The following is a 26125-nucleotide window of genomic DNA, read 5'->3' as shown; positions in this document are numbered from 1 at the left end:
AATGTCTTACTTAAAGGCAATTTATTTCAGTTTTTTATCCAACAACTAGATTTAATGATTGAATAGATAGGTTATTTTAATATGCACCAAGTTAATTCAAAAAAATCATCAGTCCCATTGATTACCATATTTGACACTTCAGTATGTAGTTCAAATCTTGGAGATTTAATTATTATGGATGCTGTCAGAAAAATTTTGAGAGAAGTGTTCAGAGATGCTCTATTCGTATCTTTGCAAACTCATGATAGAATTTCCAGAAAATCATATTCTTTGATTTCACAAAGTCTGTTCACCTTCGTGGGTGGTACTAATCTTTTGATGTCTGGCATGGGAAATCCAAGGCGATTTAAACAGTGGGAAATTGGACTTCCAGATGCATTTTACGTTAAAGACAGTATTCTTCTAGGTGTTGGTTGGTGGCAGTATCAAGAGAAAGTTGATCTTTTTAGCAGTATTCTTTATAAAAAACTTCTTAATCAATCATATCTTCACTCAGTTAGAGATAGCTACACAGAGAAAAAATTAAAATCAATGGGTATTGAAAATGTAATTAATACCAGTTGTCCAACTATGTGGTTATTAGATGAGAAACATTGCATCGGAATCCCATCAAAAAGGGCACAATCAGTTCTTCTAACTCTAACAGAGTATAAACAACATAAAGATGCTGATTTAGAGCTCTTTCAGCTACTTAGAAAGGAATATGAAAAAATTTATTTTTGGACACAGCAACCTGGCGATTATAAGTATATGAAAGAAATTTCTGGAGATGAAGTTATTTATTTATATCCAAGTTTAGAAGCTCTAGATGATTTTCTTTTAAAGAATGAGATTGACTATATTGGAACGCGCTTGCATGCAGGCATCCGTGCTCTGCAAAATAAGCGCCGAACTTTAATTTTAGCTGTAGATAACCGTGCAGTTGAAATATCAAGAGATACTAATCTACCAGTTATTCAGAGAAATGATTACAAAGGTATTGAAGAATGGATTAATTCGTGCAACAAAACAAAGATTCTTCTTCCGGAAAATAATATCCAGAAATGGAAAAATCAATTCTTGAACTTCTCTTGTTGCGAAGGAAGTCTAGATTAGCTATTAGTAAAAGTTTTAATCTAAATTTAGTTGATTAAAGATTTAGGCTTACCTAATTCAGTTCCATCTAAAGTCTTAATATTTTATTGTTTTTTATAGACTTTATATCAAACATGAAACCTCTACTTGTAAGTGCCTCAGATTTAGATGGTGGAGCTGCCCGTGCAGCATATCGGTTGCACCACGGATTACTATTAAAAGGTGTTCAGTCTCGCTTACTAGTTCGAGACAAACTAGGGATAGATATCAATACAGTTAAACACAAAACTTTAGCTTCAAAATTAGCAGCTAATCTGGATGCAGCACCAACGCATTTTTATTCCAGGCGAGTATGCTCAATGTTCACTCCACAATGGTTTCCTGATACGATCGCACCAAGTATTCAGGAATTAGCGCCAGATATTATTAACCTACACTGGATTGGATTGGGTTATATCCAGATTGAAACACTAGCTAAATTTAAGCAACCGATTGTTTGGACATTACATGATATGTGGGCTTTTACAGGGGGCTGCCACTACATTTATAATTGCGATCACTATACAGTATCTTGTGGAAACTGCCCACAACTTCAAAGTCATACAGATTGGGATCTATCAAGATTGGTATGGCAGCGCAAGAAGAATGCTTGGAAAAATCTGAACCTAACAATTGTTACTCCTAGTAGGTGGTTAGCTAAATGCGCCAGTGCTAGTTCTCTCTTTAGAAATACTCCTATTGAGGTTATTCCTAATGGGATTGACCCAGTAATTTATCGTCCCATTAATTATCAAATTGCCCGAAATCTCCTCAATTTTCCACTAGACAAAAAACTAGTTCTCTTTGGATCCGCTAGTGCAACTAGCGATCCTCGGAAAGGATTCCAGTTTCTGCAAGCAGCATTAAAGATTCTACGCCAGTCTGATCTCCAGAGCCAAATTGTACTAGTAGTATTTGGTGCGTCAGCTAGCAGTAGCAATGAAGATTTAGGCTTTCAATGTTATTACTTGAACAAACTTAATGATGACATTGCTTTAGCATTAGCCTATGCCTCTGCAGACGTGTTTATTGCTCCTTCCGTACAGGATAATCTACCAAACACCATAATGGAAGCGTTAGCATGTGGCACACCATGTGTAACCTTTGATATTGGTGGTATGCCCGACATGATCGAACACCAAAAGAATGGCTATTTAGCAAAACCATTTGAAATAGAAGATTTAGCACAAGGAATTAAGTGGATACTTCAGCAGGGAAGTAATCAGTATCAAATACTTAGGAAGAATGCTCGTCAAAAGGTAGAAAGAGAATTTACACAGGAAATGCAAGCTAAAAAATATCAATCTTTATTTCAAAAGATTCTAAAGAAATAAACTTCTTTAAAGGAGATTCCAAAGAGTTTCAAACATAAAACTAACAAGTTCTAGTTTAAAGCAAAATAAAATTATTACTCAGCGATCATTCATGAAAACGTATAAATAACTGTATGCAAAGCTATTTAAAGTCATTGATTACTAGAAGATCAAAGACCAAGTCTGAGGATAAAAGCGCACATAGCAATTCTAGGATAATGCTATTTGATCTTTATGCAGGTGGCCATCATCCAATCTATATTCAACACTTAATAAAATATTGGCATGAACAAAGCTTAAATGAACAAATAGATATTCTTGTAACTCCTGAGGTTTCACAAAATCATTTTGATTGTGTAATATCTAACTCAGATATTGACAGGCAAACTGTTAACATTGTAACCATTACACCTAAAGAAGCTAAGTCTCTCGTTCCAAGGACATCTCCTATCAATCGAGCATTCCGAGCTCTACAAGAATGGATACTATTATGGAAATATGTCCGCTTAAGAGGAACGACCCATTGCTTAGTCATGTACTTTGATTCATTTCAAACCCCATTAGCACTTGGGCTAAAGTTACCATGCCGAATTTCAGGTATCTATTTCAGACCAACATTCCACTATACTAAACTCCCTAATTATCAACCAACTCGTAAAGAAACAATACAACACTGGCGAGAAAAAATTATTCTTCCTAGAATACTGATGCATCCGCAACTGGAAAAGCTATTTTGCCTTGATCCACTTGTTATAAAGTATATTTTTCATTTAGATAATCAAGCTAAATCTATTTATTTACCTGATCCCATTCCATTCTTAAGAAAAATTAATGATTACCAAATAGAGCAAACTAAGAAAGTTTTAGGGATCGAAACTGGGCGACGTATCTTTTTGTTGTTTGGGGCAATTGATAAACGAAAGGGTGTTTATCAACTTTTACAAGCTATTGAAAGGCTGCCAAAAGAATATTGTCAAAAACTCTGTTTGATATTAGCTGGACAAGTAGAGATCCAAGCAGAACAAGTTCATATAGAAGCTCAAGTAGCTAAAGCTTGTAAGCTTTCTAATGTACAAATTATAAAGTTATTTAAATTTATTCCTGACAATGATATGTCTGCATACTTTCAGTTAGCGGATGTTATTCTTGCTCCTTATCAAAAACATGTTGGAATGAGTGGAATTATACTTTTAGCTGCTGCCACCTCAAAGCCAGTGTTGAGCTCAGACTATGGGCTAATGGGAGAAATAGTACGACAAAATGAATTAGGTTTAGCAATTAATTCCTCATCACCAGAGGAGCTTGAAAAAGCTCTTCTCCGTCTATTATCTGAGCCATTAGATAACTTTTGTAATCCTAGTAAAATGCACACTTTTTCACAACAATATTCACCTGAGAAATTTTCAAGTATTATTTTTCAAAATTTATTAAACTCTATTTTCAATACATGATTTCCCTCTTTTGAAATGAGATAAAAATTCAAGTAATCCTAAGAATTTTTCCTTTTTTCACCAGATTTTAGTGGCAGGAACATAAATTAACTATCTGCGTTTCTAATCTAATCAAAAAGGTTTGATATGAAAAATTATTGCATTGCTTGGTTAATACCATCAGCCGCATCTGGAGCTCATTGGCAACCTATTTGGAGTGAGTTTCTCAAAGCTTTTCCTAACACTACTTTTTATACTACCTGTGTTTGGAAAGAATTTGATCCTACCGCTCCTTATGCCAAGGCAGTAAAAATTGTTGGAGAGCTAAAGCGTTTATTCTTCAAGAAAAAAACAGATCACTATGGTTATCAGTCCGGTTTAATGTGTTTACCTTTAACTATCGTTAAATATCTTCTAGATAGCAAGCCTAATATCATTATTGCCAATGCCTTTTCCATATGGTCTATACTAGCTGTTGGATTAAAAGCAATATTAGGATATAAAATCATTATTTTATATGAAGGCAGCACACCGAACTCTGATCTAAAGGATTCAAAGGTTCGTTCTATTACACGAAAGCTTATCGCTCCATACGTCGATGCTTTTGTTGCAAATAATCTAGGGGCTAAGCAATACTTACGGGATTATTTAAAGATTAGTGAATCTAAAATATTTTACCGTTCCTATTTAGTTCCAGATAAAACAAGTTTACTAGCTGGGCTATCAGCTTATAGAACAATTCCATCCAGACTAAACAACACTGTTTTTACCTTTATTGGCAAGCTTGTAAAACGAAAAGGGCTTTGCCAATTATTGCAAGCCTGTTCTTTATTACAGAAGCAGGGTTACCACAATTTTAGTTTTTTGATAATTGGGGAAAGTTCTGAGCAAGAGATGTGGCAGCAGCAAGCTAAAGAGCTAGGATTAGAGCAAAAAATTATCTGGATGGGAAGATGTTCTTATGGTTGTTTAGGCTTATACCTAAAACAAACGGACATATTTGTTTTCCCTAGCTTGGAAGACGCATGGGGAATGGTTGTTTTGGAAGCAATGACCTTTGGAAGGCCCATCCTCTGCTCTAAGCAAGCAGGAGCTTCTGAAATGGTAATTCATGGAGAGAATGGTTATCTCTTTGATCCTTTTGAACCAAAACAACTGGCTGAGTTGATGCAGCGATTGATAGAACAGCCTAAGTTGATCAATCAAATGGGACAGAGATCCCAACAACTAATTGCTGAACATACACCAGTACTAGTAAAAGATTTTTTTGAAGAAGTTATCTCTCAATTAATGGCAGTAAAGTGAATTACTAAACTCATTAACAATATCTTTAAAGAAGACTTATACAAATCTTTATTCTTATATCTTCTACTGTAAATTTTTTATATAAGGCTTTTTCAAGTCAATACCTATAAATCAAACTTTACAGATAAAGAATGGAGGCAAAGTACTGAATAGATATGGTTCAAAATAATTGTCAAAAAATTGCAGTCTTTGGTGAATGGAATACAACTAATTTAGGAGATCGCGCTATTTTAGAAGGTGTTATTGATTTTTTTAGGGATACAGGTTGGGCTATAGAGACTTACGGGCTCGGTTCATTAACACCTATTTATCATCCATCTATCCTCAAGAATGATCAAACTAAGTTAGGAAAATACCAATTTTACTCAGATGCTAATACTCCCCTTATAAGCAACAGTAATCTTACTAACTGGGTACACCATCCTTTTCAAAAATATTGGAAACGGTTCATTAGAGCATTTCGTCAACAGATAAGAATTCGGCTTCTCATGCCTCAATTAAGTCAAGCTCAAGCAATCTTAGTAGGAGGGGGTGCTTTATTATCGGATTGGAATCTTCACTTTCCCCAATCCCTCGCTGAAATTAGTTGGGCTGCTAAACAGCTTCATTTACCTGTCTTTTGTTTGGGCTGTAGTGCAGAGGAAGAATGGTCTCCTCAAGGACGAAAAATTATTCAAGACTTTGTTCAGTCTTGTCAATTTGTCGCTACTAGAGATCAAAAAACGGCAAATCGCCTTTCAGATTTACTCTCTACCCGTGTAGGGGTATTTGGTGATTTTGCTTTAAGAATCCATCCTACTAAAAGCTATTTAGTAGATTATAAGCAAATCTCCCATTGTAAGCAAACTTTAGCAGTTAATGTAATGAAATTATCAGAACATCGAAAGAACCTTCAACAGAGCTATGAAGACCAACTAGTTAATTTAGTTAATGCTTATCTTAATCAGGAAAATATAGATTCAAATGTTACTATTTTTACAACTGGTTCCACAGAAGATATTAAACCAGCACAGCAAGTGTTTACACGAATAAACACCACAAGAAAACTGTTGATTACCCCAACTAATTTGGAAGATTTATATGAAGTATTTCGGTCAAGCCATCTTGTTCTTGCATCAAGGCTGCATTCAGCTATTTTAGCAATTTCGGAAGGTTTACCAGTTGTTGGAGTGGCTCCTGGATCTAAGATCCAGCAGTTCTTTGAACCGATAAACTTGAAGGAGTTTAGCGTAGATATATTGCAACCGCAGGCAGTTTCTCAAATCATTTCTCTACTCAATGGGTATCATCTTTATCAACAAAAAGAATTAATAGACTTATTTGAAATAGAGAGAAACCGTAAGCAGGTTAAAGCTTTACTTACTCGATAAGGATATCATGGATCTCTTTTTTTATTTGAAGCACTTTCCACCTTACGGCGAGGACTTGCATGAAGGTACTCGTAAAGCTGTTCATGGTTTAGCAGCAGGAATTGTGGCTTGTGGAGCTAAAGTTACTATTTTATGTGAATGGATTCAGGACAGTGAATTCCAATCTGAAAGTGGATATACTATTCGCTGCTTTAAAAACCCAAAAAGTAGAAAAACCGATACGATTGACAAAACAGCCTCTTTTACCTTGTCACCTGACTTAGAACCCTTTTTGGTCGAGCACCGTCAGAATAGCTTATTTATCTTGAATGGAATTTTTCACCGTAGTCTTGCGTCTCTTTCTCAACTCCTGCGAAAACATTCTATTCCCTATATCGTTGCACCACATGATGTTTACCACCCTGCCATCTTTAAAAAGAATGCTCATCTTAAATGGCCCTACTGGTATCTTTTGGAGAAGCAAATGTTGCAGAAAGCAAAAGCTATTCAGGTACTAGACAGACGACAAAGTCAGTGGTTACAACAATTGAACATTCAGACTTCTATAATTGAAGTTCCTAATGGTTTCACAAATGTTGATACTATTAATGAAGTGAAACTGAACTACTCTACTAAGGATCCAGTTAAACTTTTCTTTTTTAGTCGTCTGGATACTTACCATAAAGGCATCGATTTACTGTTGAATGCTTTTGCTCAGGTTGCTGAACTGACAGAAGTAGAGCTCACGCTTCAAGGTCCTGACTGGGGAAATGAGAAACAGTATCTAGAAGCATATGCAGACAGATTGGGGATTATCCAAAAAGTAAAAGTATTTCCCCCCGAATACACAAGCTCACCCATCGAGATCATTGCCAACTATGACATCTTCTGTGTCCCCTCACGGTTTGAGGGTTTTAGCTTATCAGCTCTTGAAGCAATGCTAGCCGGTCGCCCAGTACTGGTGAGTGAAGGTGCTGGTATTGCTCCTCACGTTTTAGCTAGTAAGTGTGGTGTCGTGGTTCAACCAGATATAGAATCAATTAAAAGTGGTTTACTTAAACTCATCCAGAAGCGTTCTGAGTGGGAAGCAATGGGATTCTGTGGGCGACATTACGTTTTAAACAATTTGAGTTGGAAAAAAATTGCAGCGAATGCGCTTGAAGAGTATTACCGTCTGATAATGCTCCTATAAGTGTTAATAGCTCATTTTCTTTATACACAACATCTTTTAGAAAGCAATTCTGTTATGAAAGTCCTGTTATCTGCCTATGCTTGTGAGCCCGAATTAGGTTCGGAGGAAGGGGTTGGGTGGAATATGGCTCTTGCGATCGCTCAATATCACGAAGTTTGGGTGTTAACTCGAACATTCTCTCGTGCAGCGATCAAAACTGAATTAGCTTGTCATCCTGTCCCAAACTTGCACTTCATTTACTTTGAACCTTTAGGATGGAGTGAAGATTGGAAGAACACGCAAGGATCTGTCCAGATCCACTATTATCTCTGGCAAATTCAAGCTTACTTTGTAGGTCGAACTCTACATCAAAAGGTTAATTTTGACATTATTCAGCATTCTACTTATGTCAAATATTGGTCTCCCAGTTTTCTTGCTCTACTGCCTGTGCCCTTTATTTGGGGACCGGTTGGAGGTGGAGAAGCCGCTCCAATAGCATTCTGGAAAGACTTTAGTTTCCGTGGCAAACTTTATGAAGCCTTACGCCTGATTGCACAACGGCTAGGCGAATATGACCCATTTACTCGGCTTACTGCTCGACGCAGCGTTTTAGCTCTGGCAACCACGAAAGAGACAGCCGAACGGTTACGGCTTTTACAGGTCAAACGGCTCCAACTTGTTTCTCAACTAGCTCTATCAGTTGACGAAATTACCTACTTTGCGCAATGCCATATTATTTCTGAACATATAGTTAGGTTTATGAGTATTGGTCGCTTAATACATTGGAAAGGCATTCATTTAGGGTTGCGGGCGTTCGCTACCGCAGGAATTGAGAATGCTGAGTACTGGATAATTGGCAATGGTTCAGAACGACAGCGACTTGAGCAATTAGCCAAGGAACTAAAAATTTCTAAGCAAGTCAAATTCTTGGGGAGTATTTCGCGGGACAAATTGAAACCCATCATTGAGCAATGTCATATTCTGGTTCATCCCAGCCTTCACGATTCGGGTGGGCAAGTGTGTGCTGAGACTATGGCAGCCCAACGGCCAGTAATTTGTCTCGACTTAGGTGGTCCAGCTTACCAAGTTACACAAGAAACAGGCATCAAAGTTGCTGCTCACACACCTGAGCAAGCAATTCAGGGATTAGCAGAGGCAATGGTACAACTTGCTACAAATCCAGCTTTGCAAACTCAAATGGGGCAAGCAGGGCAAAAGCGAGTGCGAGAATATTTTGCTTGGGAAACAAAGAGTAAACTTTTTTCTAAAATTTATCAGGATATACTGTTTCAATCTAAACGTTCTACTAGTCTGTAAGCTTCTGATTTTACTCTACCCAAAGGCTTTCTGCTCATTCTTTACATCTTTGCTAAATCAATTTGAGCGTTATTATGATTAGTTTCTGAGTATCTTTCAAATTAATTTAATTTAACTGAAGGTAGTTGACACGAGACAGGTGAACTGCTTGTGTGCGGATCGCGAGTTCGTTGGCCAAGCCTGGGTGCGCTATCTCCTGCTCGAACCGGCTTTAGCCTTTCGCTTACGGATTCGGGACACCGACCAGATTGAGCACGATGGCAAGGTCCTGGCGGCGCGGGTCGTCTTTGCCCATCTGCAAGTCGGTCAATCTCAAAGACTCACTGGCACTTGCCGGGTCTGGGGTTATCCGGTTGCTGTGGAAGCCCTGCGACTTGAGGATGGGGAGTTACTCGTGGTCATTGCGCCCGTCCACACCCAGAATTTGGTTCAAGATTACGCCAAACGTTGGTCGATTGAAACCTTGTTTGGCATTTTCAAAACGCGGGGTTTCTGTCTGGAATCCACTCACTTCACCGATGCCGAGCGGTTGAGCAAGTTGTTCGCCTTGTTGACCTTAGCTTTATGTTGGGCCATGAAAACAGGCGTATGGTTGCATCAATGGCAGCCGATTGAGATGAAAAAACACGGTCGTCGTGCCAAAAGTTTGTTTCGCTTAGGATTCGATTATTTGCGCCATTTGGTGCTCAATCCATCTGCGTCTAATGGGTCCGACTTTTTGCAATCTCTACAACTTTTGTCCCGTACTTAGAAGGGCACTACCCAACTGAACTTATAAATATAGGGCACCTCGAAAAATCGAAAAAAGGATGTCTCATTCTGAGATCAGAGAGATAAGATAGCAGCAGTCAGGCCATCCAAGGACAGCAATGGGACAACAAGGGTTCTGGGATTTAGAACAGCGCCAGCAAGAATTAGCCGCCAAGAAAAGCACTTTAGAAGATTTAGACCGGTTAATTCCGTGGGAATCGTTTCGGGCACAACTTGCCGTGATCCATGACAAACCGCGCAAAAGCAACGCTGGACGCAAGCCTATGGATGTGATTTTGATGTTTAAGCTGTTAGTGTTACAGCAGTTGTACAACATCAGTGACGAAGCGTTGGAATATCAAGTCAAAGACCGACTCTCGTTCATGCGATTTTTGGGGTTAGGAATTGAAGATTCGGTGCCGGATGCGACCACAGTGTGGTTATTTCGTCAGCAGTTGCAAGCGCATCAATTAGTAGAGCCGTTGTTTGAGTCCTTTGGAGAATACTTAAGCGCGCAAGGCTATCAAGCCCAAGGGGGGCAAATTATTGATGCGACCTTGATCCCGGTGCCAAAACAGCACTTTGACCAGGATGAAAAAGCCCATCTGGAGGCTGGAAAAAGGCCACCCCAATGGCAAGAGAATCCGCATCAGGGGGCACAAAAAGATGGCGATGCGACCTGGACGAAGAAAAACGGCAAGAGTTACTTCGGCTATAAGGATCACCTGAGTATTGATGCCAACCATGGCTTTATTCGTCGCTATGCCGTGACCGATGCCGCCGTGCACGATAGTCAAGCCTTCACGGCAGTGCTCGATGCTGACAATGAAGGCGATGAGGTGTGGGCGGACAGTGCCTATCGTTCCGTCGCCCTCGAAGGGTTGCTCGTGGTCTTAACCTTCATCAGTCACATCCATGAACGCGCCTATCGCAATCGCCCCTTAAGCGAGGAACAAAAAGCCGCCAACCGAGAGCGCTCTCAAACCCGGGCCAAGGTCGAGCATGTCTTTGGGGCTTGGGTGATGCAAATGGGTGGCAAACTGGTACGCTCGATTGGACTGGAGCGGGCTAAGGTGCAGTTAGGGTTGAAGAATTTGACTTACAACTTCCTGCGTTTGGTCTTCTGGCAAACACGCCCGGTTGAAGCTGACGGATAGATCTATCCAACATCCGGCATGGCAGCAAGTGGAGCGGAGAATCCACAGCAGATTTGACGGCATAGAGGACTGATAATCGACTTTGAGACTGGAATGAGACTTGAAATTTGTAAAACCTCAATTAATCGAGGTTCCCTATAGTAGTGGCTCAAGAGCAATTAGGTAACTTGAGCATAGTTCCTGCTTCAAGTTCAGATTCATCATTAGGGAAACTTAATTTCCCTAATGATGAATCTGATCACGCTTTTTGATAGATAATTTTTGTTTAAGCGGTTTCTGATTTTGCTTAAACGTTAATTATCTTTGAATGTTGATAGATAATTTTTGTTTAAGTGGTTTCTGATTTTGCTTAATCATTAATTATCTGTTAATTCTCAGATTTTGATTGCGAGTCAGCTAAATTTGATCGCGCTGATCCGATTCCAATTTCCTCTTGCTGCGATCGGTGCTTTAGGCGTAAGAATATCCTAAACGTTCAGCGGGATAGGCATTCAGAATCTTAATTCGGCAAACCTACGGATAAATGGCTAATCATTCGGAGCCAATGAATTTGCTTTCCTAAAAATTACGGTTACAGTTCCTACTTCCAGCGCGTTAGGGTGAACCCGATATTACCCTTTTGAGGAAGGAATTTAACCCTATGTCCCGACGTAAAAAGCATTCATCGGCTGGATTAGAGAAAGCCCAAACTCGTTTGGCATCCTTGAAATCGATTAGCCCGGCTCTAGATCTAGGCAATGGCCTAACGATTGCTGCCTTTACTCAAATCATTGAGGATGCTCGCCAGAAGCTGGAATCCTACAACACCTCGTTATCCGCCGTCGATCAAACTTACACGGCTATGGAAGATGCTGAAGAGGTCATGGCAGAGTGGACGGAACGAATGTTGATCGGTGTGGCGAGCAAATATGGCAAAAACAGTGATGAGTATAAAATGGCTGGTGGAACCCGGCGGGTTGAGCGCAAGCGTCCCCAACGTCGCAACAGCCAGGAAGCATTCATGACTCGATCGTAGGTAAGAGCTTAAAAGGTTCCCTGACTCGATCGAGCTTTCCTGGTTAGTCCGTGTTTGCTCAGGTTCTGGGCGTTGCCGATTCTAGCGATGAAATAAAGATACTCAATGCTGATAACTTTGAGTTAACTCATCCTACTGTTTAGCAACGCCAAGTTCTGTGTTCAAATTAACTCTTGGTTGCTGTAGTAGAAAAATTTAGACGATGGCTTAAATCAATTTCTAACTTGAGATAAACAGCTTTACCGTAAAAATACCAAGTTGATCTCGTCGTAAAGATACAGTGAATTAGGTAGATCGGTGATTCGACGTAGCCTATAGTTCTGATTATAGGCAGATATTACTTCTGGGAAAAGGAAGTAAGAGTCTGACATAAGGGGGCTCTACCAAGTCTCGGTTGATCTTGGTAGCAAACGCAATCCCTACAACTCCTCTGGAGTGGGGAATCACTGTGACCATTGCACCAAAGTTGGGACTAGCACTTCTTAAATAGCTTTGTTGCTATCACAAAGGTGCGCTCTTGATGCATTCACTGTATTCCTTAGATTGGAACATCAGATCATGAAAATACTCTGCTCAAAAGTGCCGCTATCGTCGGTACAATCACCATTGCTGGAACTCTGTCACCAGCCCCTGCTCAATCTGCTAGCGTTTTCACAGGGTCTTCTGGGGCATTATCTGCATCTGTAAGCTTTGACATTAGTGGTTCAAACTTACTTGTGCAACTAACTAACACAGGATCAGGAGCCAATGTTCCAGCCGATATTCTAACCGCAGTTTTCTGGGATATTGCAGAAAACCCAAGTTTATCGCTTTCATCAGCTAACGCTCCAACAGTTACACAAAACAATCCTAATACCTCCTCAACAAACGTTAATCTTCTGAATACGCCTGGTAATGGTCAGGAGTGGAGTTTCGCTCAAAATTCATCAGGTTTACCTGGGGTATCTCAACGCTATGGTTTGGGTACTGCTGGGTTAAACATTTTTCAAGGCATTGGTGGTCAGCAGCAGTTTCAGTATGGCATCGTTAACGGATATGGCAATTCGGCAAATAATCCTGTTCAGCAAGCACCTCTGGTCAATAATGTTGCTAATTTTGTTTTAGCTGGACTGCCCAATAATTTTAACCTTGCTGACATAAGCAATGTTCGCTTTCAGTACGGTACTAACTTAAACGAACCCAACTTTCCTGGGACTTCAGTTCCAACTCCTGCATTGCTGCCGGGTCTCCTTGCATTAGGTGCGGGGGTATTGCGGAAACGGAAAGCAGAACAGGCTGCGGAGGCAGAGACGGAGGTATAACTCCAACCCCTTAGGTTTAAGACGAATCTCAGCAATCTCGAATACCTCTCGTAAAAAGCACCCTGATCGTTGTGTTGGGGTGTTTTCTTATCCAACTTTGTTTGCTCTGGCTCCAGCAGCCTGATCGGATAGTGCAACCTGAGTTTACTTAGGTTACGTTCAAACACGAACAGATGAAAGAAGCCTAATGGTTGAATCTTCGGCTTAGCCCAAAACTGTTAACCATCCGTAGATGCTGGTAGCAGTATATAGATGAGTTGCCGTTCTACTGTTGCAGTGATGTGTCACTAGAATGACTGGAACAATCGTCTGATTCATTTCTATTCATCCAACCGCTCCAACCCCTCTTGATTCAACCCAATTGCTTAAAATTGGCAAACTAAGTGGCTACGAGTTCCCTAGATTTGATTGAGAGGACAAACGCTATTGATCGATTTGATTAGCGTTCGATGAAGCTGGGGAATATTTCCGGTTACTCCCAACCTGGTTTGTAAAGTGTCTTACGGGATGGGGTGATATCACCTACTGATTGACTATGTGAAGCACCCTGTAACCTCTACCCACTGCTGTTGATTGGATGCAAAACCGAGATGGATAGACAGCCAGATTCTTTACCCATCCTTGCTGAAACGAATGGCAAATTGCCCTACCCTTCAGTCCAACCGCCTGCATCCCCAGACGCAGAGGAAGAAAAGTGGGATTTAGGTTGGCTGGCTGCCGTAATCCGTCGGCGGGCGCTCTTGATCACTCTAGTGACTGTAGGAACCACAGCACTAGCGGGAGGGAGCCTCATGCTGCTGACAGAATCAGCTCCCTCACAATATGCTGGAAAGTTTCAACTCCTGGTCGAACCGATTACCGCAGAGGAACAATTGGCGCGTTCCTCTACCCGAGCTCAGGGGGCAGATGAACCGGATGCCCAACGCATCAATGTTAATCAGTCCAGCCTGGATTACGAGTCGCAAATCCGAATTTTGCAAGGTCCCAAGTTGTTGGAGCCAGTGGTTAAGCAGGTGCGCCAACGCTATCCTGATATCACTTATGAAACATTAACTCAGAACTTAAAGATTGCCCGGATTACTACACTGACTTCAGACAAACGAGAACAGAGCACAAAACTGATTAATGTTAGCTACCAGGACATTGACCCCGAAAAAATCAAATTTATCCTCGATCGCCTGTCCCAAGCCTTTTTGAATTACAGTTTGAAAGAAAGACAATCGACCATCCGACGTGGGATCCAATTCATTGATAGCCAATTGCCGCCCTTGCGTCAGCGAGTGGATCTGCTACAACGGCAAATTCAAGCCCTGAGGCAGCAATATACGATTGTAGATCCGATCATGCAAGGTCAGCAGTTGACCGCCGCAACCGGACGATTAGATCAAGTTGAGGCGGATAATCAAACTTTAATTGCGGAAGCCGAAGCCAAACGCAACACCTTAGCCCAACAACTTCAAAATGCTAGTCCCCAGTCCGTTTTGGGCGAAACTCCCTATTATCAAGCCTTACTCAGTCAATATCAGCAAGTTGAGGCACAAATTGCCATAGATGCGGCGCGATTCCAGCCCAATAGTCCGGCGATGCAGGCATTGTTAGAAAAGCGGCAAAATCTGCAAACCCTGTTGAATCAAGAGGCGAGTCGGGTCGTCAGCAAGGCAAATGATGCGATCGCCATCGCCAATGCTCGCCGCCAAGCCATTGATCAGGCACAGGCGGAAACCAATCAAAAGATTCAGCAACTACCGGCGATCGCGCGGCAGTACGCCGATTTGCAACGGGAGTTAATGTTAGCCACTGAAAGCTTGAACAAATTTGCCACCCGGCAGGAAGCCCTGCAAATTGATGCGGCTCAACAGGAAATCCCCTGGGAACTCACCATTCCACCTCGACTCGAAGTAGATGAATTGGGGCAACCTCTGCCGATCAACAGCATCAGTAAAGTGCGGTTTTTGGCATTGATTGTTGTATTAGCGGTATTACTGGGTGTCGGTGTCGGCTTCTTAGTCGAAATTACTCAAGATATGCTGCATACCGCAGATGAGGTGAAACGATCGACCCGCTTGCCTTTACTGGGAGTCATCCCCCATGATTACTCTCCCTCTAAAGCTGTTTCCGTTCCCGTCACCGAAGCCTTTCGATCGCTGTCTAAAAATCTGCGCTTGCTGAAGCAAACCCACACTCCCCTTCGTTCCCTGACCATCACCTCTCCCGAAGTAGGCAATGGTAAATCCACGATCGCGCTCTATCTAGCCATGACGACAGCGGCGATGGGGCAACGAGTGTTACTGGTGGATGCGGATCTGCGTCGTCCACAAATTCATCGACGGTTAAACTTACCCAATCAACAGGGATTGAGTGATTTGCTGCTGGGTGGGCAAGATGTCCATGCCGTTACCCAATCCCTGCGCTTTTGCGAGAACCTGACTGTTTTAACCTCTGGGCAACCCCCGATCGATCCCGTCGAGATGTTTACGCCTGAGCAGGTTGAACGAGTATTCCAAAAGCTGCACAACCTGTTTGATCTGGTGATTGTCGATACGCCACCACTACTAGGGCTGGCGGATAGTGGGTTAGTAGCCGCGCAGTGCGATAGCTTAGCCTTAGTAGTCCGATTAGGCAAAACCAATCGGGCATCGGTGTTAGCCGCGTTAGAAGAACTGAAGTTTTTGGCGACCCCTGTATTGGGCGTGATTGCTAACGATGCCCCTCAGACCTCAGCCTTAGCTCAGAGCTATTACAGTCTCGCCCATTCGTCGTGAATCGGATCAACGTATTCCCGACTCAACGGACAGCCACATCTCAGCCCGGATTTGCCTTACCCAACGGTACATTTAAGCATCCGATTAACCTTGCCGATTACCGCTGGGTATTGGAAAAATTCCTGCATGGTGTTGATGAATCGAACTCTGCCAATCCGATCAATCATTCAAATTTAGCGTTCTAATCAGGTTCAATACTCCACCAAATACTCCAACGGATCCACTGACAGGAGCAATAATTCGACCTACTGTATCGACAATGCCAGCGAATGTCGATCGCCGCACGAGAATAATGTCATTGTTACGCATGATCGGATTTCTTGTATCATTTAACCCCTGAGCAAAGTCAACTTTAATCTCGCGTTTGGTCACACTTCCATTGGGGTTGACGCGAATTAACGTCACGCTACTTTTTTTGGCGTTATTGGTGAAACCACCTGCCGCCAGTAGGGCTTGATTCAACGGGATATTCGGTCGGACTTGAATTGCCCCAGGTTGGGCGACTTCCCCGACGACATTCACTATGATTCTGTCTGGCGAAAAGCTCGCTGCCGCTAATTCTGTTGCTTCACTGGGACTGATGGATTTAGCCGTCGGGATTTCGATCGTATCGCCATCCTGTAGGGGCAAGTCCTGCAAGTTATCCCCGGCTTTGAGTAACTGCCAAAAATCCAAATTAATTTTCTGTGGTACGCCACTTCGGGTTAATCGGCGTACCTGAATATTCCGAATATCGGCGGATTCAGTAATCCCTCCAGCTAACTGGATCGCCCGGGTGACGCTAGGAAATTGCGGTGTTTGATTTGCAGTGGCGACCGTTTGACCTGCCGCTCCTGAGATCACGCCAGGTGTGATCACATAAGGCCCAGGACGATACACTTCGCCAACCACAGCAATCTTCAACGGTCGATTTGGGGTAGCCGCAAAGTTCGCTGCCGCTAAGGTTTGGGCGGCATTCAAATCAATTGTGGTTGCCGTGGGGATGAAGATGCTATCGCCGTCCTGTAGGCGTAAATCCTGATTCAAATTGCCCGTCTGAATCAATTGCCACAGATCCAGCGTAATCACCTGCATCCCTGCGGTATCGGGTTGAGTCCGGCGTACCTGAATGCGACGAATATCGGCGGCTTGGGTAATGCCACCCGCCAGTTGAATCACATTACTAGTGGTTGTCACTCGGTTGTCCCCGATCGTCGGCGGAGTAATCGTATAGGAACCGGGACGACTAATTTCGCCTGCGATCGCCACGACGATCGGACGAGCCGTTAATAGCCCGATCGTCACAATCGGACGCTTCAAGATCGAGGCATACCGGGTAGAAATTAAAGTGGATGCTTGCTGTAGGGTTTTACCCTGGACTGAAACGGCTCCCACTTGAGGTAGGTTGAGGGTGCCATTGGGGAGTACCTGGTATTCACCGCTAAACTCCGGCACGTTAAAAAAATCAATCCGCACTCGATCGCCCGCTCCCAGTAAATAACCATCATCATTCGGTAGTTGGCTGGGGCTGGGGGGCGCTACAATACTCTGATTAGTGGGTTGGGTTATCGCCATGACTGGAGTGGTTGAGGCGAGCAAGCCAATGAAGGCAGCTAGCGCTACGCGATCGCAGTTCCGCCTCCCTGTTTTTAGACCCTGTTGCTGCATGATGAAAGATCCAAACGATTAGCAAGATTCAACGCTTGTAGCCTGCAAAGGAATGTAGATTGGTGCAGTGCAAGTGGGTCAGTTCAGGTGGTGACGGAATTTAAAGTAATCGTGAACGACCAGAGTAAGAATACTGCATCCGTCAACTTTTACAGAAACCACCGTTGATATCCGGAGAGTTCGATCGCGAGATCTGGGAAATTCAGAAAAAGGTGTGACTAACAAAAAAAATCCCTGACGCACTGCCAGGGATACACGATCAGGGTACACTCAAACTCTCACTAGAACACAACTGGGAAAGCTAAAAACGACTGACAATCAAGATTTTTTTGTAATCACGATCGTTGGAATTGCCGACTACATAACGATACTGGTTCAGGTTACTCACTGCGTTTGAGGGAACCATCGGCATAAAGCTCCATCGGAACTAATTGCACTTTGCCGTTAACCTTTACTTGCGAGTAAACAATTTTGATGAAAGGCGATTGATTATGGTTGCAACGACGAGACATATCGATACCTCAACAGCCATTACTGTGGTCGGTTCTGATTTAATCATCCTAATCAATCTTGCGTGAAAGTACGGTATGCTCTTGCCTCCCTTTAGTAAAGATTTGGTGAAAACACGACACAAGCTGGCTAACTTACAGCCGTTTTCAAATGAATGCACCACACTTTTCAACTCGGTCAGCCCCCTTTTCTTGTATGCCCGTAGGGCTTTAAGCCCCCTTTCTACAATGCCGTCAGGCTATATTCTGGGGGACTTTGGCTCCTGTTCCCCCCAAAATTGGGGGGCTAGGGGGGCGAAAACTGCTGTATTTACATTTACTGGGTTGAAGACAGGGGATAATAATCGGATGTCCCTTAGCTCCACTGTTGGTTTATCAGGATATTGGCATGAAAGCGGCGGATCGGTATGCACGGTTGGATTATTACTATGAACAAATTAAAGCGATTATCCTGACTCGACAAAATCCGATTACTGGACTGTTACCTGCCAGTACCGCTGTGAATGCCCACGGAGATTATACGGATGCCTGGGTACGGGACAATGTTTATAGCATTTTGGCAGTCTGGGGGCTGGCGTTAGCCTATCGCAAGCTCGACGACGATCGCGGTCGCACCTTTGAACTAGAACATAGTGTGATCAAGTTAATGCGTGGCTTGTTATTTGCCATGATGCGGCAAGCCCATAAAGTCGAGCAGTTTAAAGAAACGCAGTCTTTGCTAGATGCTCTGCACGCCAAATACGATACCAAAACGGGGGATACGGTTGTTGGTGATGACCAGTGGGGACACTTGCAGTTAGATGCCACCTCTGTATTCCTGCTGATGCTGGCACAAATGACTGCCTCCGGACTGCCCATTGTCTTTACCTTGGATGAAGTCAACTTTGTGCAAAATCTGGTCTATTACATTGGGCGAGCCTATCGTACTCCCGACTATGGGATTTGGGAGCGGGGTCACAAAATTAATCATGGCAATGCTGAACTGAATGCCAGTTCCGTTGGTATGGCGAAGGCGGCATTAGAAGCCATGAATGGGTTGAACTTGTTTGGGGTTCAGGGGGGACAGGCATCCGTCATTCATGTGCTACCCGATGAAATTGCCCGGACTCGGATCACGCTGGAATCTTTACTCCCCCGGGAATCCAGTTCTAAGGAAATTGATGCGGCGTTGCTAAGTGTGATTAGTTTTCCCGCTTTTGCCGTTGAGAATTTAGAACTCTGCGATCGCACTCGCCAGGATATTATTACCAAGCTACAAGGCAAGTACGGCTGTAAGCGCTTCCTGCGGGATGGGCATCAAACGGTGTTAGAAGATCCCCATCGGTTGCACTACGAACCCTGGGAACTGAAGCAATTCGAGCATATTGAATGTGAATGGCCGCTATTTTTCACCTATTTAATGTTGGATGGGTTGTTCCAGGGAGATCATGCCCAGGCAACGGCTTACCAGGAGCGCTTGCAGACTCTCACGATCGAGCGCGATGGTTTACAGTTATTGCCAGAACTCTACTATGTACCGGCAGACTCGGTAGAAGCAGAACGCACCTCACCCCAAAGTCAACCCCGCTTACCTAACGAAAATATTCCTCTGGTCTGGGCACAGAGTCTTTATTTGCTAGGACAACTCTTGAGTGAGGAGTTGCTCTCTGTGGGTGATATTGATCCATTGGGCAGACATCTGCATCTACGCCAACAACGTAAACCGATCGTTCAGATTGCCCTTTTAGCAGAAGACGAAGCGTTACAGGCTCAGTTAGCCGCCTATGGGATTGATACCCAAACCCCGAAACAGGTCGAACCGATTCAAGTCCGGCAAGCGGGGGAATTGGCACAGGCCTATACCCAAATTGGTCGGAATGACAAAATTCCCCTCACAGGTCGTCCGTTACGGCGATTACGCAGTCTCACCACCTCCAAAATTTTTCGGATTCAAGGAGAAACGATCGTCTTCCTGCCGTCCTTCTTAGATCAACAACAATTCTATCTCACCTTCGATCCACACTTTCTTGTCACCCAAATTCGGGCTGAACTGGCTCATATTCAACGGCACTGGAGTCAACTGGGACGACCAACGATCACGATTTTGCTGACTCATGCCATGTTTCAGGCAGAGGATGATGCTAATGGCAATCCTATTCCCATGTTGACGTTGCTCAAAGAGTTGCGAGAAGGGGATTGTCATGGTGTTCAGGTGAAGTTAGGGCGATTACATCAGTTGATGCTGATGGCGTGTGTAGAACGGATGGATTTTCTCCACGATTTTGAGTTCACCCAAGCGGCGGTGCAGGATGCTAAGCCGAATGCGGTTTACTTAGCCTGTGATCCGACAAAATCAGTTTCTTTGAGTATTACGCAGGAGTTCAAATTAGAGTGCGAAACGAATATTAAACTCTTACTCACAACTTTGCGAAATTCCGATAATTTGTATGAGCAGATCGAATTACTCAGTAGTTTGGTACGGCTGCGGGGGTTGCATTTTGATACCGGCTGGGGACAACCGGAAAGGGCAGTCACGGTTGCAGATCTCTTAGATGAGATTTATGTTAAAGCTGGGAAACTCAAGCTTTGGGCGATCGTCCGGGGGGCGGCAGGCTTATTCGATAAAGTTAACCTGAATCTAGCCGATGCGGTGACGGATATTCTGGTGCGGCAAAAGCAAATTGCGATCGGACGAGCATATAGTGAAGCGTCTGTGATTAGCCGTCCGGTATCTCCCCAGGAAACCTTGGATAAAATCCGCGAATTCTGTCGTGAAGATATTCGCGATCGGGTATTGACGCAAGAAATGCTGACTTACTTGAGTCTATTGATTAAAGCGGAGCCACATTTATTTAATGGCTTACTAACTCTGCGGGTTGGTTACTTGATCCTGTTAATTACCAGTGGCTTGGCACAAGAATTGCAGGTTAATCAAGGGGAAGCTTATGAGCGCTTATTGCAACTCAGCCCCCACGAAATTCAAACTCGGCTGCATCGGGTGCTGGTGGGCTATGAGGACAGTAACCAGACCCTATTTCAGCAAGAGTCATTACACGCGTCTCAACGGGTCAAGGATATTGAGTGGGTGGTGTTACCCGAAGCGAGTGAAACGCCATCGATCGCCGGTGACTGGTTGCGTAAACGACAAATGGATGGCTCATTGAATCGAGTGCCGAAAAACTTCTATCCTCATGTGTGGAAACTGTTGAAGCATTGTCAGGGCTTAGTGATTGGTGATAAGTTAGAACGGCGCAATTGCCTGGATAGTGAATTGTTGTTGGCAGAAATGACTCCCGGTGAGAAGAATTTTGCCCTTCAGGTGGAACATTTACTCAATAAAATTCAAGCACCTGAATATCGTCAGGTGAACGTTGAAGCCTTAATGGAGTTAGCCGCGATCGCCGATCGTAACCCTGATTTGCATATTGCTGAGTATATTGTTTTAGATGTGCTGATTGGTCATGCGGTGCGGCTGGCCTGGTTAGATCATCATCCAGACCATAGTGTCGCTTACGATCAATATAAAGCCAGTGCGTGGCGGAGTTTTTACGAACGATCGCCCTATGACTGTGCCAATTATGTCGCTAAAGCCCTGCGCTTCCTGACGGAGTTAGCCCAAACTGACCAGCCTAAGACTCAAACAATGGCGCTGCAATCGGATTAAATAGACAAAAAATTCAGTGCTGAAGCCGCAGTTATCTTGCACAATGGATGGAATGCAAGCCTCCCTCATCTCTGAACTACCTCCGAATCCGCCCACCCTGCGACCCTATCAGTTGCAACTGATCAAAGATCTGTATACTCAACTGAGTCAGGGGTATCGCAAAGTGGCGATCGTGGCGGGTACCGGGGCCGGAAAAACGGTGATCGCCGGACAAATCTGTGCCCATACCCGCGCTAGGGGCTGTCGGCTGCTGTTTCTGGTACATTTGGATGTCTTAGTCGGGCAGACCTACGAGAAGTTGCAGGCATTTGGGTTGCAGTGTGGATTTATTAAAGCGGGTTGGAAAGAAGATCCCACCGCTCCGATTCAGATCGGCAGTATCCAAACTATGATTAAGCGATCGTGGTGGCGGGACTGGCAGGCAGATGTGGTGTTGTACGACGAAGGACACACGACCATCTTTAGTCAGGTCGGGCAGCAATTGCTGTATGAAACCCATACTCAAGCCGTCCATTTAGCCTTAACGGCTACCCCTTACCGCCTGGGCAAAGAGCAGTTGGGCGATCATCTGGAAACCCTGGTGGCTTCTCCGGTGCCGTTGGATCTCCAGCAAATGGGGTTTCTGGCTCCGATGAAGTATTACGGGATGCCTACAGACTCCCAGATTGATCTGGCAGAGGTGCGAACCGTTGCCGGAGATTTCGATGAGCGCGACCTCAAGAATGCCTGCGATCGCCCGGAGTTAATTCAACGCATTGTGGAAGAATGGCAACGCTTAACTCCCGATCGCCGGACGATCGCCTTTTGTGTTGATGTGGAACATGCTCATCACGTTGCCAAAGCCTTTAAAGCGGCTAAAATTCCGGCGGCAGTGGTGGATGGGAGTACGCCGATTAAACAACGGCAGGTATTGTATGACGATCTGCGGGATGGGTACTTAACGGTACTGACCTCCTGCAATGTGATCAGCATTGGCTTTGATGAACCGAGCGTGGAAGTTGGCTTATTATTGCGTCCTACTCAGTCACGCGCCCTCCATTTCCAGCAAATTGGACGGGTGATGCGGATTTCGCCCCGAACCGGGAAGACCCACGGCATTATTCTTGATCAAGCCGGAAACCTGCATCGATTAGGCTTTCCGGAAGATGTGCAGGAGTACACCTTGCCCACCAGTACAGAGCCGACTGAACCCGGAGCCGCTCCCAAGAAACAGTGTCCTGCCTGTAGCCGGATTGTCTGGTCATTTATCATGACCTGTCCGGAGTGTGGACATCACTGGTTGCAAGAACCGCCCCCCGTTCATACTGGGGATCTAGTTGAAGTATTGAATGAATCACAGCAACAGCTTGACCCTCAAGATCGACAGGCAATGATTCAATGTTTCCATGCTCAACGGCAACAGGTGTATCGAGAGAATCGATCGCCCAATTGGGCACTGCGGCTATTTTTTGAACAATTTGGCTGTCTACCAGAGGATGCCTGGTGTTTGGGATCAACCTTTGGCAATAGTCCTACTCTGGAACAAAAGCAAGCCTATAAGCAATACCTGATGGCGATCGCCAAGCAACAAAATAAAACAATTACTTGGGTAATCAGCGAATTTCAAAAAGAATTTGGTACTCAGAATTGGCAGAAGGTGTTTTTTAGTTGAGGAATTTTTCGGGGATGAGGTTCATGGGTAGCGTCACAATAAATGTAGTTCCTACGCCAGGCTGACTTTCGACCGTGATCTCACCATGATGTAATTCGACACAGCGTTTAACGATCGCCATGCCTAAACCAGTCCCTTCGATCGTCGCCACATTTCTAGCGCGATAAAAGGCTTCAAACAAATGCTTTTGATCCTCCAGTGGAATCCCAATGCCCTCATCCTGTACCAGGAAAATGGCGTTTGATCCCTGGTAACTTAAAATCAAGCGAATCGTGCCGCCCTGCGGCGAATATTTAATCGCATTAGATAGTAAGTTACTCAAAATTTGGCGAAGTAATTTGGGATCAATCCAACTATTACGTGATTGGTTCGATGGCATAAAGACCAGATGTTGGGACTTGCGTGCTGTAACTGTGTAGTTCGCGACTAAGCGTTGACAAAACCCATTGAGATCGAGTAATTCCGGTGTGAACTGTAATTTATCTGCCTCAATGCTACTCAAAATAATCACATCATCGAGCAGCGCTGCCATATATTGAATCGAATCGTAAACCTGTTGAAATCTTTCTTGTTTCTCTAACGCTGTCCATTCATAGTGTTCTAGTAATTCACAGGCGGTTTGAATGCTGGTAAGCGGCGCCCGAAATTCGTGAGAAACCATCGCTACAAATCGAGATTTCAGTTCGTTTAACTCCTTCTCTCGCTCTAGATGTTTGAGTAGCTCGGCTTCGGCTTGTTTCCGTACTGTCACATCCCGGAAATAGACTGAAAGACCATCTCCATTGGGATAGGCCCGGGCTTCAAACCAGCTATTGAGATGGGGATGAAAGGCTTCAAAGTTAACACTAACTTGTTCTGTAATGGCTTTGTGATATTGATGATAGAACAGTGAATCGATCGCTTCTGGAAATACATCCCAAATACATTTCTCTAGCAACTTTGGCTGATTCTTTTGTAATAGTTGCTCAGCCTGGGGATTTAAATAGGTAAATTGCCACTGATGATTGAGGATGAAAAACGCATCTGTAATACTCTCTAGAATTTGGGTAGTTTTTTGATTGGCTGCCCTTAAGGATAATTCTGTTTGCTTTTGACCAATTAATAGGGCAACATAGTTGGCTAAACTGGTCATCCACTGTAAGCAACTGTCGTCTATTTCAACCTGATCTGGATGCGCCAGACTGAGTACGCCGAAGGTCAGTTGATTCGTTGTCATTGGCAGACAAATTAGTGTTTTGATCTGACCAATCTGGCTAAAGATTGTATTGAGATAACAGGCATCGACTTCGGTGATGCCATAACGATGAATCGCGGGTTGCCCTGTCTGAATCACCATGCTAGAGGTAAGTTGATTCGCTGGAACGGTAATAGCGTTGTCCGTTTTAGCGAACGGGATGCCTTTTGTCCCTGCAAACCGCATCACCTGGAGATCGCGATCGTACAGTTCGATCGTCACGATCGGAAACCCCGTCACCACACTAATCATGTCCACAATAGTGGGGAAGATTTCCGCTTGAGATTGCTGGCTTAAGGCAATTTGAGACATTCGATGTAAGGTGAGGAGTTGGCGATTCCGCGATCGCAGGGCGGCTTCAATCCGTCTGTGCTCTGTAATATTGGTACTGCTGCTAATGATCTGAGTTCCCCCAGATGGATTCGTTGGTAGGGGAGTGAGGCGAGTGATCCACCAGGTTTCCTCCCCTCCCAGAGGTAAGCACTCCTCATAGGTCATCTGTTCTTGGGCGGCAGCACAGGCTAGATAGCGCTCTCGCATTGCCATTGCCATCGGTTGAGATAACACCTCTTCTGGACGTTTGCCCTGGATGTCCGTTGTGGTTACGCCCAACAGCCGCTCATACGCTGGATTGCACCCGACAAAGTAGAGATCCTGTTTGGTTAATACCTCCATCACGACGATCGCGGTTTCAGCCACATCATAAATCCTGCGGAGAAAGTGTTCGCGCTCTTGTAGGGTCATGGTAGCCAGCAACTGAGATGCTTGCATAGACGAGACTCGGTTGGGGGGCTGAAAAGTAATGGCAGCAGATGATGCTTGCCGACTGGCTGGATAGGTTAATGGGGCTAGCAGAGGCAGGGAAGATTGTAAGGCGTGATGAATATATTTGGATGTGGAACTCTGCCAATATTGGCGAATTAGTTGAGTGCAACTATCGGCAATCCCGGCAAAGCCCTGCGCCTGGGGTGAAAACTTGAAGCGGATCTCTGGCTGTTCCACGCTGACAATTCGCCACAAACTCCAGAGGGTGGTCAGGTCATCTGCATCCGTGTGATAGTAAATTTGTCCAGCGATCGCAACCGTTCTACCATCTTTTGCCAACAACGTCGTTTGAATCGCTGTATCAGATTGCTGTTGTTTTACCTGCTCGAAGATCTCGCACCAGCGATCGCGGCACGTGGGATGGATTAACTCAATTAACGGACGATTTTGAGTTTCTGTAGCACTATATCCCAGCGTTTGGCACCATGTCTGATTCGTATAAAGTAATCGTCCATCAAGTGAGATCATCTGGAATAAGTCACTAGAACTGTCCAGTAAGCCCTTGATACGCTCTACACAGATCATCATAGTAATAATTATTAGGGTTTAGTTCGTGCTTCTGGAATGCGACGATGACTGCATGAATTGTCTGAACCTGAACGATTGTCATCCAGCGTATCACATTCAAAAATC

General features: G+C 44.1%; 17 protein-coding genes and 1 pseudogene. 15 read left to right on the top strand and 3 right to left on the bottom strand.

Annotated elements, in window-relative coordinates; translation table 11 throughout:
• Nucleotides 1-81 precede the first annotated feature (81 nt).
• The 13 genes and pseudogenes from ACN4EK_RS03485 (at nucleotide 82) to ACN4EK_RS03425 (ending at nucleotide 16168) form a co-directional block, all read left to right on the top strand.
• A complete protein-coding gene (locus tag ACN4EK_RS03485; protein WP_431656085.1) occupies nucleotides 82-1095 on the top strand; it encodes a polysaccharide pyruvyl transferase family protein in 1014 nt (337 codons plus the stop codon).
• A gap of 113 nt (nucleotides 1096-1208) precedes the next feature.
• Nucleotides 1209-2447, top strand: coding sequence for a glycosyltransferase family 4 protein (locus ACN4EK_RS03480; RefSeq protein ID WP_431656084.1), 1239 nt, complete (start codon nucleotides 1209-1211; stop codon nucleotides 2445-2447).
• A 113-nt stretch (nucleotides 2448-2560) separates the two neighbouring features.
• Nucleotides 2561-3877: a glycosyltransferase family 4 protein gene (locus ACN4EK_RS03475; protein ID WP_431656083.1), complete on the top strand. Its 1317-nt coding sequence runs from the start codon at nucleotides 2561-2563 to the stop codon at nucleotides 3875-3877.
• A gap of 126 nt (nucleotides 3878-4003) precedes the next feature.
• On the top strand, nucleotides 4004-5161 hold the full coding sequence (locus ACN4EK_RS03470; RefSeq protein WP_431656082.1) for a glycosyltransferase: 1158 nt from the start codon (nucleotides 4004-4006) through the stop codon (nucleotides 5159-5161).
• A gap of 155 nt (nucleotides 5162-5316) precedes the next feature.
• Nucleotides 5317-6531, top strand: a complete 1215-nt coding sequence (locus ACN4EK_RS03465; protein WP_431656081.1) for a polysaccharide pyruvyl transferase family protein — start codon at nucleotides 5317-5319, stop codon at nucleotides 6529-6531.
• 7 nt (nucleotides 6532-6538) lie between these two features.
• Entirely contained in the window at nucleotides 6539-7702 is a 1164-nt protein-coding gene (locus ACN4EK_RS03460) for a glycosyltransferase (protein WP_431656080.1), read from the top strand.
• Nucleotides 7703-8998, top strand: coding sequence for a glycosyltransferase family 4 protein (locus ACN4EK_RS03455; protein ID WP_431656079.1), 1296 nt, complete (start codon nucleotides 7703-7705; stop codon nucleotides 8996-8998). It begins immediately after the preceding gene.
• Nucleotides 8999-9128: 130 nt separating this feature from the next.
• A pseudogene (locus tag ACN4EK_RS03450) lies at nucleotides 9129-9749 on the top strand (IS4 family transposase); the annotation flags it as partial.
• Between the two features lie 118 nt (nucleotides 9750-9867).
• Entirely contained in the window at nucleotides 9868-10905 is a 1038-nt protein-coding gene (locus tag ACN4EK_RS03445; protein ID WP_431655305.1) for an IS5 family transposase, read from the top strand.
• 640 nt (nucleotides 10906-11545) lie between these two features.
• The gene (locus ACN4EK_RS03440) at nucleotides 11546-11920 is read left to right on the top strand and encodes a hypothetical protein (protein WP_431656078.1); all 375 of its coding nucleotides are present in this window, start codon (nucleotides 11546-11548) and stop codon (nucleotides 11918-11920) included.
• 542 nt (nucleotides 11921-12462) lie between these two features.
• Complete coding sequence (locus ACN4EK_RS03435) at nucleotides 12463-13221, top strand: XDD4 family exosortase-dependent surface protein (RefSeq protein ID WP_431656152.1); 759 nt, start codon at nucleotides 12463-12465, stop codon at nucleotides 13219-13221.
• Nucleotides 13222-13811: 590 nt separating this feature from the next.
• Entirely contained in the window at nucleotides 13812-15983 is a 2172-nt protein-coding gene (locus tag ACN4EK_RS03430; RefSeq protein ID WP_431656077.1) for a GumC family protein, read from the top strand.
• A complete protein-coding gene (locus ACN4EK_RS03425; RefSeq protein WP_431656076.1) occupies nucleotides 15980-16168 on the top strand; it encodes a hypothetical protein in 189 nt (62 codons plus the stop codon). Before ACN4EK_RS03430 ends, ACN4EK_RS03425 begins: the two co-directional genes overlap by 4 nt.
• Here ACN4EK_RS03425 and ACN4EK_RS03420 read toward each other — a convergent pair.
• The gene (locus tag ACN4EK_RS03420; RefSeq protein ID WP_431656075.1) at nucleotides 16143-17630 is read right to left on the bottom strand and encodes an SLBB domain-containing protein; all 1488 of its coding nucleotides are present in this window, start codon (nucleotides 17628-17630) and stop codon (nucleotides 16143-16145) included. The two genes, ACN4EK_RS03425 and ACN4EK_RS03420, sit on opposite strands and share 26 nt — an antisense overlap.
• Nucleotides 17631-18010: 380 nt before the next feature.
• Nucleotides 18011-18142: a hypothetical protein gene (locus tag ACN4EK_RS03415; RefSeq protein ID WP_431656074.1), complete on the bottom strand. Its 132-nt coding sequence runs from the start codon at nucleotides 18140-18142 to the stop codon at nucleotides 18011-18013.
• A gap of 385 nt (nucleotides 18143-18527) precedes the next feature.
• On the opposite strand from ACN4EK_RS03415, the gene ACN4EK_RS03410 reads away from it, so the two are divergent.
• Both ACN4EK_RS03410 and ACN4EK_RS03405 read left to right on the top strand, forming a co-directional pair.
• Nucleotides 18528-21782 (top strand): glycoside hydrolase family 15 protein, encoded by a 3255-nt coding sequence (locus ACN4EK_RS03410; protein WP_431656073.1) that lies wholly within the window; start codon nucleotides 18528-18530, stop codon nucleotides 21780-21782.
• Nucleotides 21783-21825: 43 nt separating this feature from the next.
• A complete protein-coding gene (locus tag ACN4EK_RS03405) occupies nucleotides 21826-23433 on the top strand; it encodes a DEAD/DEAH box helicase (RefSeq protein ID WP_431656072.1) in 1608 nt (535 codons plus the stop codon).
• On the opposite strand, the gene ACN4EK_RS03400 is transcribed toward ACN4EK_RS03405, so the two are convergent.
• Nucleotides 23426-26017 carry an ATP-binding protein gene (locus tag ACN4EK_RS03400; RefSeq protein ID WP_431656151.1) on the bottom strand — a complete coding sequence of 864 codons (2592 nt, stop codon included), beginning with the start codon at nucleotides 26015-26017 and terminating at the stop codon, nucleotides 23426-23428. The genes ACN4EK_RS03405 and ACN4EK_RS03400 overlap by 8 nt on opposite strands.
• Between the last annotated feature and the right edge of the window lie 108 nt (nucleotides 26018-26125).

It is taken from the genome of Pantanalinema rosaneae CENA516 (assembly GCF_050753385.1).
GTDB lineage: Bacteria > Cyanobacteriota > Cyanobacteriia > Leptolyngbyales > Leptolyngbyaceae > Pantanalinema > Pantanalinema rosaneae.
This window is presented reverse-complemented; position numbering and strand designations above follow the sequence as displayed.

What these genes read in the sequence shown, in the direction of transcription:
- ACN4EK_RS03485 (WP_431656085.1), top strand. Translation starts at nt 82, where the DNA reads ATGCACCAAGTTAATTCAAAAAAATCATCAGTCCCATTGATTACCATA.
- ACN4EK_RS03480 (WP_431656084.1), top strand. Translation starts at nt 1,209, where the DNA reads ATGAAACCTCTACTTGTAAGTGCCTCAGATTTAGATGGTGGAGCTGCC.
- ACN4EK_RS03475 (WP_431656083.1), top strand. Translation starts at nt 2,561, where the DNA reads ATGCAAAGCTATTTAAAGTCATTGATTACTAGAAGATCAAAGACCAAG.
- ACN4EK_RS03470 (WP_431656082.1), top strand. Translation starts at nt 4,004, where the DNA reads ATGAAAAATTATTGCATTGCTTGGTTAATACCATCAGCCGCATCTGGA.
- ACN4EK_RS03465 (WP_431656081.1), top strand. Translation starts at nt 5,317, where the DNA reads ATGGTTCAAAATAATTGTCAAAAAATTGCAGTCTTTGGTGAATGGAAT.
- ACN4EK_RS03460 (WP_431656080.1), top strand. Translation starts at nt 6,539, where the DNA reads ATGGATCTCTTTTTTTATTTGAAGCACTTTCCACCTTACGGCGAGGAC.
- ACN4EK_RS03445 (WP_431655305.1), top strand. Translation starts at nt 9,868, where the DNA reads ATGGGACAACAAGGGTTCTGGGATTTAGAACAGCGCCAGCAAGAATTA.
- ACN4EK_RS03440 (WP_431656078.1), top strand. Translation starts at nt 11,546, where the DNA reads ATGTCCCGACGTAAAAAGCATTCATCGGCTGGATTAGAGAAAGCCCAA.
- ACN4EK_RS03430 (WP_431656077.1), top strand. Translation starts at nt 13,812, where the DNA reads ATGGATAGACAGCCAGATTCTTTACCCATCCTTGCTGAAACGAATGGC.
- ACN4EK_RS03420 (WP_431656075.1), bottom strand. Translation starts at nt 17,630, where the DNA reads ATGCAGCAACAGGGTCTAAAAACAGGGAGGCGGAACTGCGATCGCGTA.
- ACN4EK_RS03415 (WP_431656074.1), bottom strand. Translation starts at nt 18,142, where the DNA reads ATGTCTCGTCGTTGCAACCATAATCAATCGCCTTTCATCAAAATTGTT.
- ACN4EK_RS03410 (WP_431656073.1), top strand. Translation starts at nt 18,528, where the DNA reads ATGAAAGCGGCGGATCGGTATGCACGGTTGGATTATTACTATGAACAA.
- ACN4EK_RS03405 (WP_431656072.1), top strand. Translation starts at nt 21,826, where the DNA reads ATGGATGGAATGCAAGCCTCCCTCATCTCTGAACTACCTCCGAATCCG.
- ACN4EK_RS03400 (WP_431656151.1), bottom strand. Translation starts at nt 26,017, where the DNA reads ATGATCTGTGTAGAGCGTATCAAGGGCTTACTGGACAGTTCTAGTGAC.